The sequence below is a fragment of the Actinoplanes philippinensis genome, assembly GCF_900113015.1.
Lineage (GTDB): Bacteria > Actinomycetota > Actinomycetes > Mycobacteriales > Micromonosporaceae > Actinoplanes > Actinoplanes philippinensis.
Genome location: NZ_FONV01000014.1, coordinates 166,815 through 181,778, shown reverse-complemented (window position 1 = coordinate 181,778; position 14,964 = coordinate 166,815). Strand labels below are relative to the sequence as shown.

Here is a 14,964-nt window from a genome sequence, read left to right as displayed (position 1 = left end):
CTCTCGGTCGCCGGAATCCGTCAGTAGTTCCGGTTCCCGACGGCGGCGCGGGCAAACGCCGGCGGCCGCCCGTTGGCGAGCTCACCACCGAACCAGGCGCCGAACCCGGCCAGCGCGAGGGCCAGCAGCTCGACGGTGAACAACCCGCCACCGATCGCCCGGTCGGCGGCCTGCACCCGCAGCATCGCGATCACCGCGAACACCACCAGCACACCCACGTTGATCAGGCTGCGCAGTGCGCCGAGCCGGCGGTCCTGCGAGCGGCGCGCGAACATCACGTCGACGGCGCTCGCCACAGTGGCCAGGGCCCCGCCGACCAGACCCGCCACGATGTTCCAGTAGGCGAGTGCACCGAGGATGTCAGGACCGCCCACCAGGTCCGCCATATCGAACATGACGGCCATCGCGAACAGCCCCAACGGGAACATCACCAGGATCGGCTGCACCGCCTGACCGGCGACGCTCAATCGGCTCTCCATTCGGTTTCGCCCTTCCTACCTGCACAAACGCAGGCTCGTAGTGGCATCCGAGTCTGGCCTACCCGGTCGCTTCCGGGGGCAAACACGTAGGCGACCGCCGATGGGCCGGTGTCGTCAACGTCGCACAGCTTGTACGCAGTCTGCAACATGGCAGATTGAAAGATGGCGGACTGCAGGGTGGCGTGCTTCACTTCTTACAGGGCAACAAGGGCGGAGTTGGAGGGAGAGACAAGCAACGGCACCCGGCGGCAAACGGGTGCCGTTGTCTGCCTCCGAGGACCACTCGGCGGCGGCTTCCTCAGCGGCTTCGTTCGTTGCGACTCGAGCGAGGCGGGAATGGGTCTCTCGCGCCAATGGTGGCTCCGCCCCTTCCCCTCTCGCAAGAATCCGTGAAGAGGAGTTCGCCATGCGCACACGGATCTACTATCGCGGGCCGGACGCCTTGGTGTCCGACGATCGGTTCGTCTGGCACCCCACTACTTCTCCGCAGGTCTTCACCATTCCGGATCTTCGCAACGTCGGCCTGGTCCAGGCGCCCGCCCATGTCCGTCCCTACGCTCCCGCGTTCGCCGTGGTCGCCATCGCCGCGGCCGCAGCCGGCTGGATCCTGCTTCCGGACCCGGCCGTCTACGTCCTCGCCTTCCTGGCCCTGGCCATACCCGGAGTAGCCATGATGTGGCGCCAGCCGGGCCGCTGGGAGCTGCACGCGCAGTATCACGGAACAGCCGTGGTCCTCTATTCGTCCGCCGACCCACGCGTTTTCAACCAGGTGAGCCGGGCTCTGCGCCGCGCCATGGAAGACCGGCGGCGCACCTCCTGGGGTTACGGGCTCGCAGCGGCTTGACTTGGGATTTCGCGAGGATCTCTCGGGTGAGATCTCGAATTGATCAAAACCGCACCTTGCACCCGTCGTTCTGATAGGACAGTAATAGGATGTCCGCGACCTCGCTGGTTGCCACCTGGCAGTCAGCGAGGTGGCTTACCGAAGCTTAGTCGTTACTAGGCGTCACCACACACTTCGACGTTGAAGGACTCATGACCGAGGGTGACTCGCCGACGATCGCGCGCCGGCGCGTGCGTCTCGCGCTCCGACAAGCGCGCGAGCGAGCCGGGCTCACCCAAAATCAGGTCGCCGAGGCGATGGAGTGGTCGCACAGCAAGGTGATCCGGATCGAGAACGGGGATGTCAGCATCTCCCAGAACGATCTGCGGCCGTTGCTGACTCTTCTCGGCGTCAAGGACAAGGCGGTCGTCGCCGATCTGGTCGCTGCCGCACGCATCTCCCGGACACGCCAGCAGGCGTGGTATCAGGCCGCGGAATTCCGCGACACCCTCACCGACGGCATGCGTAAACTGATCGAGTACGAGAGCGAAGCCTCCGAGATCCGCTCGTACTCGATCTATTACATACCGGGTCACCTGCAGACGCCCGCCTACGCGGAAGCGCTGATGTCCCGGTTCGAGGACGAGCTCTCCGAGGATCAGCGCACGAGGCGTATCGAGGCGAGGAACAGGCGTCGCGAGGTCCTGGAGACCCGCCCGGTGGCGTTCCTGCTGATGGTGGACGAGTCGGTGCTCCGCCGCACCATCGGCGGCCCGGAGGTCTTCGCGGAGCAGCTCCGCCACCTGAAGCGACAGGCCGAGAACGGCTACGTGCGCATCCGGATGGTGCCGTTCTCGCTCGACGCGTCAGTGACCAACAATGCCAGCTTCGACCTGCTTCAACTGGGCCAGGGCGAGGTGCTCTACCGGGAAACCGGTCTCAATGACGAAATGATCGAGGACCGGGAGGCGATCGCGAAACATCGCGCTCGTTACGACCGCGTCTGGAGCGAAGCCGCTGGTGAGGAAGACACGATCCAATTCATCGAACGGCAGATAAAGGAACTGGAACGCGGGAATACCGAGGCCGCGTCTCCGGACAACACATAAATCACCGAGATACGTTTCGAGAGGTCCCCGATGGAAGAAACCAACGTGCCCGCCTGGCGGAAGAGCAGCCGCTGCGGAACGTCGACGTGCGTCGAGGTCGCCAAGGTCGAAGACCAGTACCTGATCCGCGACTCGAAGAACCCCGAGGCCCCTGCTCTCAGCTTCACGCAGGCCGAGTGGGACGCCTTCGTGGAGGGTGTGGCCGCGGGCGAGTTCCGCTTCTGAAGTCGTTCGGTCGCGCCCGCTCTGGCTGTGGGGAGAAATCAGAGCGGGCCGGTCCAACAAAATTCACAAAACAGATTAATAGCCATAAATCAGCGGCGCACAACTCCCATTCGAGGAGGAAAGCGTCGTTTTTCATTTTCACTCATGCAACCGTCCGGCCGGTCCCGGGTCCCTCGCCTAACGTGGATTCCGAACCGTCACGGAGGTGCACAGAAATGATCAAACCGACGGAAGAGCCCCGTTGGCGCCGAAGCGGTCGATGTTCCCACGGCGCCTGTGTCGAGGTGGCCCGGCTCGCGGACCGGTTCCTGGTCCGCGACTCGAAGAATCCCGGCACGATGCCCCTCAGCTTCCCGGTGAAGCAGTGGAACGCATTCGTGGCAGGAGTCAAGGCGGGAACCTTCGGTTTCTGATGACTCACCTTCCTCTGGTGGAGCCCGGCGCCGCGGGCCGAGCGCGGCATACTGCACTGGTGGACGGCAAACCGGGTGCCACCGAGACCGACCGCTTCGCCTCTCTGCACGAGGCGGCCGAAACCCTGCTGGACGAGCTCTCCGCGCGTTTCCAGGTGGAGCGCCGCGAGAGCAAGGAACCGCTCGGGCTCGACGACGCGCTCGTGCGGACCGTCCGGCTCATCCCCCGCATGCCGACCGCCGCCCCCCTGGCGGTCCACTTCACCGAGCTCGGGCTGACGCTCCGGTTCGGCCGATGGTGGTGGGAGTCCCTGCCGGCCTGCGTCTGCGAGACCTGCGACGAGGATCCGGCCGTCCTGGCCGACCGGCTGCGCACCCACACCGAGGCGCTCATCGAGGGTGGCCTGTGGGAACGCGTACGTCGTGGATTCAGCGGGTCCTGGTTCGAGACCAGGCTGATCGGCACGGGCGTCAAATACGACCGGGAGGGGCCGCTGTCCGCGGCCGGAGCCCGGGACGCCCGGCGCGGTGGTTTCGCCGCGGCGATCCAGTGGGCGCCCTGGCAGCGCCGCTCTCTCTGATCCCCGTCACGGGCGGGTGGCCGAGCAGGCTGCCCGCCCCCACCGTCACCTCACGATTCTCGATACCGTGGGCAGAGCAAACGCTCTCACATTCGCACGGAGTCATCGTTTGAGTACGGTCGAGACAGCCGACCTGCGGGCCACGACCCGATCGGTCTACATCACCTTCATCTTCCTCGGCGTGGCCATGGCCAGCTTCGCCGCCCGCATCCCGCAGATCCGCGACCACCTCGGGCTCACCCCGTCCGGGATCGGTCTGGTGCTGCTCGCCATCGCCGCCGGGTCGATCACCTCGCTGCCGCTGGCCGGGCACCTGGTCCACCGCTTCGGCTCCCGCGCCATGGTCGGCACGATGGCCGTGCTGCTCGGCGCGGCGCTGGCCGCCGCCGCGATCGGCTACCAGCACGGCGTCGTCCCGGTCGTCGTCGCGCTCTATGTCTACGGCTTCTCCACCGGCGCGTGGGACGTCGCGATGAACGTGCAGGCCGCCGTGGTGGAACGCCGTCTCGGCCGGTCGATCATGTCCCGCTTCCACGCCGGGTACAGCGTGGGCACTGTCGCCGGCGCGCTGGCCGGCGCCGGAGCGGTCAAGGCCGGGCTCCCGGTCACCCAGCACGTGGTCGCCGCCTGCGTCCTGGTCGTGGCCGCGGTGGTGATCGCGGTCCGTGGGTTCGTCCCGGACGAGAGCGCCGCCGAGGAGGGCGCCGAGAAGACCTCGGGTGGCGCGCTGGCCGCGTGGACCGAGCCACGCACCCTGCTGATCGGCCTGTTCGTGCTGGCCTTCGCGCTGACCGAGGGCGCCGGCATCGACTGGATCAACATCGCGCTCATCGACGACCAGGGCACCGACGCCTCCACCGGCACTCTCGGCTTCGCCGTGTTCCTGGCCGCCATGACTGTCGGCCGCTGGTTCGGCCCCAACCTGCTGGACCGTTACGGGCGGGTGCCGGTGCTCCGGCTCCTGGCCCTCACCGGCCTGGCCGGCCTGCTGGTCTTCGTCTTCGGCCCGCACCCGGCGGTCGCCTTCGCCGGGGCGCTGCTGTGGGGGCTGGGCGCCTCGCTCGGCTTCCCGGTCGGCATGAGCGCCGCCGCCGACGAGCCGGCCAAGGCGCCGGCCCGGGTCGGGGTGGTGGCGTCGATCGGATACTGCGCCTTCCTCGGCGGGCCACCACTGATCGGCTTCCTGGGTGACCACTTCACCGTCTCCCGCGGCCTGCTCGCGGTGGCGATGCTGCTGGTGCTGTCACTCGCGCTCACCCCGGCACTACGCGAGCCCACCGCCCGGTAGCCACGACCGGGCGGTCACCCGTACCCCCGTGCCGGTTTTGATCCTTCTGGGCGCTTAAGCCGCTCTGTGCGGTGCGATACGCGTCCCGGTTGTTCTCGCCCGACTGTCCATTATTGTGGGCTGAAAAAGAACACCGTCGATGGATCACGGGGGACGGATGACTACGATCGTCAGGGCCTTAGCGCGTGCCGCTACGGCCACCGGGACAGCTTTGACGCTGGTCGCGGGCATATGCTCGGCGGCTTCGGCCGCCGAGGCCGAGCCCTCCACGGCCGCTCGTGCGCAGGCTCTGGCCCTGCTGGAGAGTGGGGGACCGACCCTGTCGCGAGCCGCGCGGGAGGCCCTGCTCGGCTCGGACGCCACGGTGACCCAATTCCTCACCGACGCGCCCCAGCTGCGCGTCCTCGACCAGCGGGTGCGCGTCGGCGAGCTGATGACGCTGAGCGGCCCGGCGATGCAGGCGGCCGGCACCCAGGCGCTCGCCGGCTCGGCGTCGGACGTCGACACGTTCCTCGCCAGCGGCACTGACACGCCGTTCCAGCAGGACCTGCGCGTCGACGTCGGCCGCATCATGACCTCCGGCGGGACGGCGACGAAAACGGCCGCCACGTCCGCCCTCAGCGGGGGCGACGGGGCGATCCGGGCGTTCCTGCTGAGCGGGCAGTACACCGCCGCCGCACAGGACGACCGGATCGCGGTGGCCCAGATCATCTCGGCGGGCGGACCCGTCGTGCAGGCCGCCGCGCGGACCGCGCTGGCCGGCAACGCACAGGACATCCGCGAGTTCCTCGACCGTGGCCAGCACGTCGCGCGGGCCCGGGACGTGGAGATCTCCACCATCACCCAGCTCGTCGACCTGGCCAAGCAGGCGCAGCAGACCGCTACTGCGGAGACCGAGGCGGCCAAGGCGGCTTCGGCGAAGGCGGTGGCCGCCGCGCAGGAGGCCAAGGAGGCCGCTCAGAAGGCGGCTGCCGAGACCCTGGCCGCCAAGGACTCGGCCACGAAGGCGACCCGGGCCGCCGGCCGGGCTGCCGACGCCGCCAAGCGCGCCGCCGCCGCGGCGCGGGAGGCCGTCGCCGCGGCTCGGGCGGCCAACAACGCGGCCGCGCGCGCCACGACCGCGGCGTCCCGCGCCGCGAACGCCGCTGTGATGGCCGGTGACTCCGCCTCACGGGCATACCAGGCCGCCGCCGCGGCCGCGACCGACGCGACCAAGGCGAACGATGCCCGCGTCGCCGCGGAACAGGCACGGGCGGTGGCACGAGCGGCGAAGCAGTCCGCGGCCGCTGCTCGTGCGGCCGCCGACGCCTCGGACGCGGCGCAGGCGGCCGCCCGGGCGTCGACGAGCGCTCTGGGCAACGCCGACGCGGCCGCGGCCGCGGCCGACGAGGCCGCCGGGCAGTCGGCGGTGGCGCAGGCGGAGGCTCAGCGGGCACGCGAGGAGGCCGCCCGGGCTCGCGCTCAGGCAGCGCGGGCGAACCGAGCCGCCGCGAACGCGGCCACCTTCTCCGCGCAGGCCAGTGCCGCCGCACGCGAGGCGGACCGGCTCGCCACGGACGCCGCCAACCACGCGGAGGCCGCGGCCAACGCCGCGGACGAGGCGGCTTCCCGCGCCCACACCGCGGCGGAGGCCGCGAAGCTGTCGACGCAGCACGCGAACGCCGCGGCGCAGGCCGCGAACACGGCCACCTCCGCCGCACAGCAGGCGCAGACGATCGAGCAGACGGCGCGTGCCGCCGAGGCCGAGGACCTGCGGACCTACACCGAGGAGAGGAAGGCCAAGGCCGCCGAGGTCCGTGCGGCCGAGCTGGTCAAGCCCACCGACGTGCCCGACGACACCCCGGAGCAGGAGCTCGTCGACGCCACCACCGTGCAGCTGCTGGCGGAGGCGGGCGCCGCCGGCGCGCCGGCCGCCACCGTTCTGGACAAAGGCCGGCAGGCCGCGATCCGGATCGCCGAGGCGTCGTGGGCGGGCGACTGGTCCCGTGCCTCGGCCGCCGATGCGCTCGTCGGCGACGAGGCCGACATGCGCGCCTGGCTGTCCCGTGGCCGGGAGTCGGCGGCCGCTCAGGACGACTGGGACCGGCTGGCCCAGCTGGCCACCGAGTCGGGCAAGGAGACCTACCGGACCGCGGCCAAGGCCGTCATGGACCGTAACTCGCACACCGAGGTGGCGCAGTTCCTGCGCCTGCCGTCCTACCCTGCCAAGGAGCAGGAGGACCGGATCGAGATCGCCCAGCTCATCACCGCCGGCGGTCCGGCGACAAAGGCCGCGGCCGAGGCCGCGCTCAACAGCACAGCGGCCGCCCGGCACGAATTCCTGCGCGTCGGGCGGTACGTCGCCGCCGAGAAGGACCAGCGGGTCGAGATCGGCCAGTTGATCAACTCCGGGGGCCCGGAGGTCAAGGCCGCCGGGGAGATCGCCCTCTCCGGCCCGCGTGCGTACCTCGGCGCGTTCCTGGAGTCCGAGCGGTACCAGGCGGCCATGCGCGACTACGACACGAACGTGCACCAGGTGACCGTGCAGCGGCTCGTCGCCGACGGTCTCCGGTATGCGGCGCTCGCCCGGCAGCAGGCAGCCGAGGCCGCCCGGGTCGCGGCCGTGGCCAACAAGGCAGCCACCGAGGCGGCCGAGTGGGCGCGGAAGGCGAGCGAGGCGGCTGCTCAGGCGAAGGGCTACGCCGACCAGGCCGCCGCCGCGGCGGCCGACGCCAAGAAGTCCGCGGACGCGGCGGCCGCGTCCGCACAGCAGGCGAAGTCGGCGGCGGCCACGGCCCGGCAGTCGGCGGCGACCGCTACCGCCGCGGCCACCCGTGCCACCGCCTCGGCGCAGCAGGCGCAGGCTTCGGCGAACCGGGCTCGCGGCTACGCTCAGAAGGCCAAGGCCAGCGCGCAGGAGGCGCAGGCCGACGCGGACGCCGCAGCGACGGCGTACGTGGACGCGGTCAACGCCGAGCACGCCCTCTGGCGGCAGGAGATGCGGGGTCTGGTCGACCCGTACAGCACCGACGAGCTCGACGCGATCTGGGCGAACACCACACCGGGCGGCGCCAGCACGAACCTCTCCGAGGAAGAGGCGCTGCGGATGGTCTGGGAGAAGATGGGCAAGCCGGGCGCCTGCTTCCGGGGACCGCTCGCCATTTTCCCGAACACCTGCGACAACATGTACGCGTGGAGCTACCGCATCGTGAACGAGGCCCGGGCCGCGGGCATCGACCCGCGCCTGCTGATGTCCGTCCTCATGATCGAGGTGGGCCGGTCCGACGAGCTGTACCCGATCGACAACTCGCTGCAGTTCGGCCAGTGGGCCGCCGACAAGTTGGGCTTCTACCGCAAGGTGAAGAGCGCTCTGGGCAAGGGCGACTCGCCGCCGTCGCTGGGCTGGGGCAACATTCAGGAGGCGGCGTTCAACGAGACCAAGGCGCGGCACCCCGAGCTCAAGGACGCGAAGTGGACCGATGTCATGGGTAACCAGGACCTGAGCTTCAAGGTGACCGCCTACCGGTTGCGTGACCTGCGGGAGTACGGGATCTCCAACGCCACCGAGGCGATGAAGAACACCTACACGCCCGACGAGCTGGCGGCGGCCATGTACAACGTCGGCTACGAGGGGTTCAACGAGGCCAAGAACTCGACCGGCAACCTCGGCAAGCTGGGCAACAGCTACGCCGGCTCCACCCGCGGAAACCGGGTGAAGGCGGACGACCTGATCTGTAAGTCGAACATCTGGACCTGTTGATGCCCCACGCCGTCAGCCGACGCCGGCGCGCCGCCCTCCTCGCGGGGGTGGCGCTCGGCGTCGTGCTGGGGCTCTCCGCGTGCACCGGCTCCGGCGTGGAGGACGACTACCTCGCGGATCTCACCGTTGCCGGCCGGCACGCGACCGCCGTCGTCCACGACGAGGCCACCACCGGTGTGTTCCTCGTCCCACCGCCCGCCGACGTCGGGGCGGCGGTGGCCGGACCCGATCTGGTGATGCGGCCGGCCTCCGACAAGGCGGCCGACCCCCTCCGTCAGCTGGCGGCGACGGGCAGCGGGCAGGCCTCCGACGGTACGCAGTGCGACATCCAGGCGTACCGGACGGCGCCCAGCCGGGTGATGGCCGAGGCGTGGAAGTTCTCGGACGAGGACACCGCGGCCTGGGAGTCCGGACGGCTCACCGTCGTCCAGCTCGCGGTCGGCTGCCCGTTCGCCTCCTGACACACACGAAACGGCCCGGTCGGCGTTCGCCGGCCGGGCCGTTTCGTGGAGTCCCTAGCTCGTGAAGGGGTACCGCAGCTCGAGCAGCGTGGCCGCGCCACGGCCCTGGCCCACACCGACGGGCTGCCACTCCTCGGGCTCCACCTTCTCGGTCTCGACGACCGGGGTGGTGTCCTGGACCTGCACCTTGGCAGCCAGGGTGCGGTCACTCTCGCCGCGGATGAAGAACACGTCGCCGACCTCCATGGTCAGGACGCCGGACGTGCCGGTGGCCTTGAAGCAGTGGTTCGTCTGCGCGGGACTGCCCGGTTTCGTGGTCTGGACCAGGATCAGATCCTCGGGCGGCAGGTTCGGGTCGGCACCGCAGTCGGCCAGCATGATGTGACCGTCACCCTTGATCAGCTTGATGCCGCGATCGGCCTCGACCTGGGCGGCGCCCGGGTAGCTGTAGTCCTCGACCAGCGACGTCGGCGACTCGTCCGCGGCGGCCTCGGCCAGCGCCGCCATCGACCCGCTCAACACGACGGCAGCGGCCGCACCAGCCGCCAGCACAATGGGAGACTTCCGCAATTGACTACCCCGTTCGGATGATGTTCATCGACCTTCGACGAGCGTGACGAGTCCACATGATATCGAAAAACGTCATCGTCCACGGCCCTGGTCGGGTCATTGACGCGGGTTGCGCGGGGAGCCGATCGGTGTCGGACAGCCACGGGGCCGGCTGCCGGCGTACCCCGGATCCGGTCTTGATCTCCGGTTTTGGACGGGCCCGGGCGTCGACGTCGGGCATCGACGGTAGTATCTGCGGGCTTTGGCTCCAACGGGGAGGAACACCTGCATGATCAAGAAGATCTCGGCCGGCGCTCTGATGGCGCTGGCTCTTCTCATTCCGGCGGCGCCCGCCGCCGCCGGCGCCGAAACGCCCGTGCTCAACGAGGCCTGCCAGCCGGTTCAGCCCAAGGTTTTCCAGGACTTCCGTGAGCTGATCACCATCGATCTGGACACGGCCAACGCCGGTGAGGTGCGGGTCCTGGCCTACCGGCTCCTGGAGGAGGCGAAGGCCGAGTCGTTCATCGTTCTCCCCGAGGAGATCGAGAAGAAGCTGGGCGGCACCGAGGAGGACCTGCGGGCCTTCCTCAAGGATCGCGTGCTGACGTCCTGGATGCACGCCCTGCGGATCTCGGTGGGCTGGACGATGACAAACGGCGGCACCAACGTGAAGGCTGCCGCGAACAAGACGCTCGACGACGGCTCCTACGAGGCGCTGCTCGCCTACCTGAACAAGGGCGTGTACGCGGCGCGGGCGCTCGACTGTGCCGCGCAGCCGTCGCCGTCGCCGAGCGTCAAGCCGAGTGTCACGCCCGGCACGACGCCCAGCGCCACGGTGACCGCTTCGCCCAGCGTCACCGCCTCGGCCGGTGCGGGCGCCGGCGAGGACGACGGTGGCGAGGGTGGCGGGCTGCCGGTGACCGGTGCGGCCGCCGGGACCGTGGCCGGCGTCGGCGGGGCGCTCCTGGCGCTCGGCGCTGCCGGTTACGTGATCGGACGCCGCCGGCGGTCGCGTTTCGAGGCGTGACCCAACCCGCTTAAGCAGAAACCCCAGGTCTCTGACCTGGGGTTTCTCGTTGAGCCACCTGTCGGAATCGAACCGACGACCTACGCATTGCGAGACCAAACCAGAGAGTTGATCTAGCTGCGCGGATGTCCGCTGAGCTGCGGAAACGCTTGTCAAGATCTGACAGCGTTCCGCTGTCTCTGCGGACTTCGTGCGGACTGGATGCGGACTACTGGATCTTGAGGTAAGGATGTTCGGCCCGCTCCCGACCAGCGTCAGCGCGGCCGTCGAGTGGCATGGCCGCCACCTCGGCCAAGGGCGGGCCGCCTTCCCACTCACGCCACCGTGCTGCTTCACAGGAACACCGCGCTGCCTGAGGTGCCGTACCGTGGACGGAAGCATCTTCTTATGAGCCGCTGCTGGAGGTGACGTAGTCGATGAGCGTGGGAGTAGTTGACCACGTCGGTCCATGGACTGAGGACGAGTATTTTGCGCTCGGCGAGACGACGGACCGGATCGAGCTCATCGACGGGAGCCTGGTGGCGAGCCCCGCGCCGAGCATGAGCCATCAGCGTCTCTCCCGCCGCCTGGCGAACGCGCTGGACGAAGGAGCCGAGCCCGCTGGGCTCTTCGTCTACGAGGCGATCAACATCCGGCTGCACACCGGCCGCATCGTCATTCCCGACCTGGCCGTGGTGGACCAAGACGAGGAAGCCGTCACCGCGGACGCCGCTCGGGTGGTCCTGATCGGTGAGATCGTTTCGCCGAGCAACGCCGCCATGGACCGCGTGCTCAAAATGCAGCTCTACGCCGCCGCCAGCATCGGGTGGTACCTCCTTGTCGAGCACGAGGCGCCGGACTCGCTGACACTGCGACTCAACCGCCTCGACGGCCACCACTACGTTGAGGATGCCGTCGTGAAGACCGGCGCAAGCCTGATCTCCGAGCACCCGTTCCGGTTCGAACTCGACACTCGGTCCCTCGTACGCCGCTGACGGTCACAGCCGCCGACAGCTCCAGCCATCCCACCGACACCACCTTTCGAGGGCAAGCCGCGAAGCGGCGCGGCAGCAACTTCAGCGCGACCACACGCTCATCTTCAACTTGCCTCTACCGCGTCCAGCGATAGCGTCAGAACCAGGTCCATGGACGAACAAGTCGCCACAGCCGTCCCCGCCTCCGTGCACGCCGAGGGTGCAAGAAAACCTCGATATCCTCCAGCGCGTTGCCAGCGGTCGCCCGGACGTGGGGCCGGGCACGTGCCTGGCGAAGCGCCGCGACTACGCGACCCTCGTCAAGCTGGCCGTAAACCCTCGCCACGTGCCCCAGGCAGGTAGCGGCGAGTGCCTGGACCTGGTGGTCATCATGATCGAGCAGGGCCAGGTAGAGATCCTGTGCCTCTCTCCAGTCGCCGTCGCCGTACAGCGCGCATCCGACCATGGCGTCCAGGGCACCGGAGATGTCCTCGCGGTCCAGGGCCATCCGTACCTCGTCCGGCCTTGCGGACGGCGGGTTATGAAAGGTGCGGTGCTCATGGCTCATGACGACATAATCGATGATCGCAGCACGCCCGCGGCATGACCTCCCAGTCATGCACCGGAGCACGAATCGGCCGGTGCGCCGGCCGATGCCGGGCGGAGCCCGCCAGCAGGCCGAGCGCGTCCGGCCAGCGCCGCGCTTGCGCGGCGCCTTGATGATCCTGGGCCATGCCGTCCGGGACGGCCGAATCTTCCGGAATCCCGCTGACGGTGTGCGGCTGCCGCGGGTGCTGCGAGAGGAACCGGTGTTCCTCGACCACGCCCAGGTCGCGGCGCTCGCGGACGCCTGCGAGCCGTACGGGCTGCTGGTGCGCTTCCTGGCGTACACCGGCCTGCGGTGGGGTGAGATGTCAGCGCTGCGGGTGGGTCGGCTGGATCTGCTGCGGCGGCGGGTCAACGTGGCGGTGGCGTTCAGCGAGGTCCGGGGGCAACTGATCGAGGGCACTCCGAAGAGTCACCACCGGCGGTCGGTGCCGATCCCCCGCTTTCTGGTCGACGAACTGGCCGCCCACGTGGCCGGCAGGCCGAAGGACGCGCTCGTGTTCACCGCCCCGAACCGCGGCCCACTACGCAACACGAACTTCCGGCCCCGGTTCTGCACCCCGGCGGCCGAGTCGGTGGGCCTGACCGGGCTGACTCCGCACGACCTGCGGCACACCGCGGCGTCACTCGCGGTCGCGGCCGGCGGGAACGTGAAGGCGGTTCAGCGGATGCTCGGCCACGCGTCGGCGGCGATGACCCTGGACGTGTACGCGGACCTGTTCGAGGACGACCTCGACCAGGTGGCGGACCGCCTCGACCAGGCGGCTCGGCAGGGTGCGGACTATATGCGGACTGGCGCTCCGGACACCGTCGTCGAGCTGTTCAAAAGAAGAAGCCCAGGTCAATGACCTGGGCTTTCCCTCTGAGCCGCCTGTCGGAATCGAACCGACGACCTACGCATTACGAGTGCGTCGCTCTAGCCGACTGAGCTAAGGCGGCAACGATTAGCCAGTGTACTGCATAGACGGACACGCCCTCACCGGGGAGGATCGTTCGGTGACCATCGCTCCCCGACAGCGTCTCGACGAGTCCGAACCCAGTGTGCCGAATCGGCCACGAAGCCTCGATCCGCAGGAGCTCGGGTTCACCCGGAAAGGTCCGATCGGCTGGCTGGCGCCGCTGCTTCTGCTCAGCACCGGGCTGCGGACGCTGTTGCACATCCTGTTCGGGGCCTACCTCGACAAGCGGGAGCTGCAGAACGCCCTCGACGGGGACGTCTTCGACCATTCGGCGACCGCCACCGGCGAGCTGTGGCTGGACTACATCGCCGATCTCGGGGACGGGTTCGACGCCACCTACTCGATGGCCTATCTGCTGGCGCAGGAGGAGTTGGCGGTAGACGGGGAGCGGCTGCCCCGCGGACGGCTGCTGCTGATGGGCGGCGACCAGGTGTATCCGCTGGCCAGCGGGGACGGCTACGAGAACCGGATGAAGGGCCCGTACCGGGCCGCGCTGCCCGAGGCGCCGGCCGGCGCACCCCGGCCCACGCTGTTCGCGCTGCCCGGCAACCACGACTGGTACGACGGGCTGACCGCCTTCCTGCGGCTCTTCGCCCGGCGCAAGGACGGGCACATCGGCGGGTGGCGCACCGAGCAGCGGCGGTCGTACTTCGCTGTCAAACTGCCGGCGAACTGGTGGCTCTTCGCGGTGGACGAGCAGTTCGGGGCCTACATCGACGACCCGCAGCTGCTCTACTTCGAGCGGGCCGCCGAGCATGTCGGGCCGGAGGACCGGGTGATCCTGATGACACCCTCGCCGACGTGGGTCAAGGCGCGACAGGATCCGGACGCGTACGACGCTGTCGACTACTTCATCCGTACCATCCTCGGCCCCACGCAGGCCCAGGTCCGGGTGCTCGTCTCCGGCGACCTGCACCACTATGCGCGCTATTCCGGCGAGGACCGGGAATTGATCACCTGTGGTGGCGGTGGGGCGTACACGCTCGGCACGCAGAACCTGCCGGACCATCTGATGGTGCCGCCGAAGGAGACCCTCGCGCGCAGCCGCAGCCGCAGCCGGCGGTACGAGCGGAAGGCGACCTTCCCCGACACCACGGCGTCGTGGCGGCTGGGCTGGGGTGTCTTCCACCGGGTGCCGCATCGCAACGCCGGGTTCGCCACCATGCTCGGCATCATCCACACGCTGACCATGCTGGCCATGGCCGGCGCGATCAGCCAGGGCGGCAACATCCAGCGGCTGTTCAGCATCCCGCTGGTCCTGATGCTGGTAGTGATCATGGCGGGCACCGTGCTCTTCGCCAAGCCGGACGGGCACGTACGCCATTGGGTGCTCGGTGTGGCGCACGGCCTGAGCCAGATCGGGCTGGTCATCGCCGGCACGTGGGTGTGGGAGCAGTTCCCGTTCCGCAACTGGCAGTGGCCCGGGCCGCTGGCCGTGGCGGCGGTCGCCTACGGACCCTTGATCGCGATCGTCTCCACCCAGCTCGTCGCGCTCTACCTGCTGATCGCGGCCCGCTTCGACGTCAACCTGAACGAGCTTTACGCCGGTCAGGGCATCGAACACGCCAAGAGTTTCCTGCGGCTGCACATCGACGCGGACGGCACGCTCACCATCCACCCGCTCGGCGTCCAGCGGATCTGCAAGGAGTGGGAGGCCGACCCCGACGGCGAGCCGCATGCACCGTGGCTGCGCCCACGGACGCCGCTCACCGTACACCGCATCGAACCGCCGATCAGGGTCGGCTGAGCCAC

General features: G+C 69.3%; 15 protein-coding genes and 1 tRNA gene. 13 read left to right on the top strand and 3 right to left on the bottom strand.

Translation table 11 applies throughout. The features are described 5' to 3' along the window. Positions 1-20: 20 nt before the first annotated feature. A complete protein-coding gene (locus BM290_RS34540; RefSeq protein WP_239143912.1) occupies positions 21-467 on the bottom strand; it encodes a DUF2231 domain-containing protein in 447 nt (148 codons plus the stop codon). Positions 468-885: 418 nt separating this feature from the next. Between BM290_RS34540 and BM290_RS34535 the strand changes: the two genes are divergently transcribed. The 8 genes from BM290_RS34535 to BM290_RS34500 all read left to right on the top strand — a co-directional run bounded on the left by BM290_RS34535 (position 886) and on the right by BM290_RS34500 (position 9,118). Next, positions 886-1,323, top strand: a complete 438-nt coding sequence (locus tag BM290_RS34535) for a DUF6232 family protein (RefSeq protein WP_093620129.1) — start codon at positions 886-888, stop codon at positions 1,321-1,323. 191 nt (positions 1,324-1,514) lie between these two features. Further along, positions 1,515-2,411 carry a helix-turn-helix domain-containing protein gene (locus tag BM290_RS34530; RefSeq protein ID WP_093620128.1) on the top strand — a complete coding sequence of 299 codons (897 nt, stop codon included), beginning with the start codon at positions 1,515-1,517 and terminating at the stop codon, positions 2,409-2,411. A 30-nt stretch (positions 2,412-2,441) separates the two neighbouring features. Beyond that, on the top strand, positions 2,442-2,636 hold the full coding sequence (locus tag BM290_RS34525; RefSeq protein WP_093620127.1) for a DUF397 domain-containing protein: 195 nt from the start codon (positions 2,442-2,444) through the stop codon (positions 2,634-2,636). Positions 2,637-2,851: 215 nt separating this feature from the next. After that, the gene (locus BM290_RS34520; RefSeq protein WP_093620126.1) at positions 2,852-3,049 is read left to right on the top strand and encodes a DUF397 domain-containing protein; all 198 of its coding nucleotides are present in this window, start codon (positions 2,852-2,854) and stop codon (positions 3,047-3,049) included. Between the two features lie 59 nt (positions 3,050-3,108). Further along, complete coding sequence (locus BM290_RS34515) at positions 3,109-3,630, top strand: DUF6226 family protein (RefSeq protein ID WP_093620125.1); 522 nt, start codon at positions 3,109-3,111, stop codon at positions 3,628-3,630. A 109-nt stretch (positions 3,631-3,739) separates the two neighbouring features. Next, on the top strand, positions 3,740-4,918 hold the full coding sequence (locus BM290_RS34510; RefSeq protein ID WP_093620124.1) for an MFS transporter: 1,179 nt from the start codon (positions 3,740-3,742) through the stop codon (positions 4,916-4,918). Positions 4,919-5,129: 211 nt separating this feature from the next. Beyond that, positions 5,130-8,657, top strand: a complete 3,528-nt coding sequence (locus BM290_RS34505) for an ALF repeat-containing protein (protein WP_177320015.1) — start codon at positions 5,130-5,132, stop codon at positions 8,655-8,657. Continuing rightward, the gene (locus BM290_RS34500; protein WP_093620122.1) at positions 8,657-9,118 is read left to right on the top strand and encodes a hypothetical protein; all 462 of its coding nucleotides are present in this window, start codon (positions 8,657-8,659) and stop codon (positions 9,116-9,118) included. The genes BM290_RS34505 and BM290_RS34500 overlap by 1 nt, the downstream gene beginning before the upstream one ends. A gap of 54 nt (positions 9,119-9,172) precedes the next feature. Here the strand turns inward: BM290_RS34500 and BM290_RS50235 are convergent, their stop codons facing one another. Continuing rightward, on the bottom strand, positions 9,173-9,670 hold the full coding sequence (locus tag BM290_RS50235; RefSeq protein ID WP_239143913.1) for a sortase family protein: 498 nt from the start codon (positions 9,668-9,670) through the stop codon (positions 9,173-9,175). Between the two features lie 286 nt (positions 9,671-9,956). Here BM290_RS50235 and BM290_RS34490 point away from each other — a divergent pair, with 286 nt between their 5' ends. From BM290_RS34490 to BM290_RS34475, 4 genes are all read left to right on the top strand, one after another. Beyond that, a complete protein-coding gene (locus BM290_RS34490) occupies positions 9,957-10,694 on the top strand; it encodes an LPXTG cell wall anchor domain-containing protein (RefSeq protein ID WP_093620121.1) in 738 nt (245 codons plus the stop codon). Between the two features lie 416 nt (positions 10,695-11,110). Next, positions 11,111-11,668, top strand: a complete 558-nt coding sequence (locus BM290_RS34485; RefSeq protein WP_093620120.1) for a Uma2 family endonuclease — start codon at positions 11,111-11,113, stop codon at positions 11,666-11,668. Between the two features lie 199 nt (positions 11,669-11,867). Then, entirely contained in the window at positions 11,868-12,254 is a 387-nt protein-coding gene (locus tag BM290_RS49270) for a hypothetical protein (protein ID WP_203779626.1), read from the top strand. Between the two features lie 184 nt (positions 12,255-12,438). Then, positions 12,439-13,101 carry a tyrosine-type recombinase/integrase gene (locus tag BM290_RS34475; RefSeq protein ID WP_203779627.1) on the top strand — a complete coding sequence of 221 codons (663 nt, stop codon included), beginning with the start codon at positions 12,439-12,441 and terminating at the stop codon, positions 13,099-13,101. Between the two features lie 17 nt (positions 13,102-13,118). Here BM290_RS34475 and BM290_RS34470 read toward each other — a convergent pair. Continuing rightward, positions 13,119-13,192: transfer RNA gene (locus tag BM290_RS34470), tRNA-Thr, on the bottom strand. Positions 13,193-13,249: 57 nt separating this feature from the next. On the opposite strand from BM290_RS34470, the gene BM290_RS34465 reads away from it, so the two are divergent. Next, positions 13,250-14,959, top strand: a complete 1,710-nt coding sequence (locus tag BM290_RS34465) for a metallophosphoesterase (protein WP_093620118.1) — start codon at positions 13,250-13,252, stop codon at positions 14,957-14,959. The last annotated feature ends 5 nt before the right edge of the window (positions 14,960-14,964 follow it).

What these genes read in the sequence shown, in the direction of transcription:
- BM290_RS34535 (WP_093620129.1), top strand. Translation starts at nt 886, where the DNA reads ATGCGCACACGGATCTACTATCGCGGGCCGGACGCCTTGGTGTCCGAC.
- BM290_RS34530 (WP_093620128.1), top strand. Translation starts at nt 1,515, where the DNA reads ATGACCGAGGGTGACTCGCCGACGATCGCGCGCCGGCGCGTGCGTCTC.
- BM290_RS34525 (WP_093620127.1), top strand. Translation starts at nt 2,442, where the DNA reads ATGGAAGAAACCAACGTGCCCGCCTGGCGGAAGAGCAGCCGCTGCGGA.
- BM290_RS34520 (WP_093620126.1), top strand. Translation starts at nt 2,852, where the DNA reads ATGATCAAACCGACGGAAGAGCCCCGTTGGCGCCGAAGCGGTCGATGT.
- BM290_RS34500 (WP_093620122.1), top strand. Translation starts at nt 8,657, where the DNA reads ATGCCCCACGCCGTCAGCCGACGCCGGCGCGCCGCCCTCCTCGCGGGG.
- BM290_RS34490 (WP_093620121.1), top strand. Translation starts at nt 9,957, where the DNA reads ATGATCAAGAAGATCTCGGCCGGCGCTCTGATGGCGCTGGCTCTTCTC.
- BM290_RS34485 (WP_093620120.1), top strand. Translation starts at nt 11,111, where the DNA reads ATGAGCGTGGGAGTAGTTGACCACGTCGGTCCATGGACTGAGGACGAG.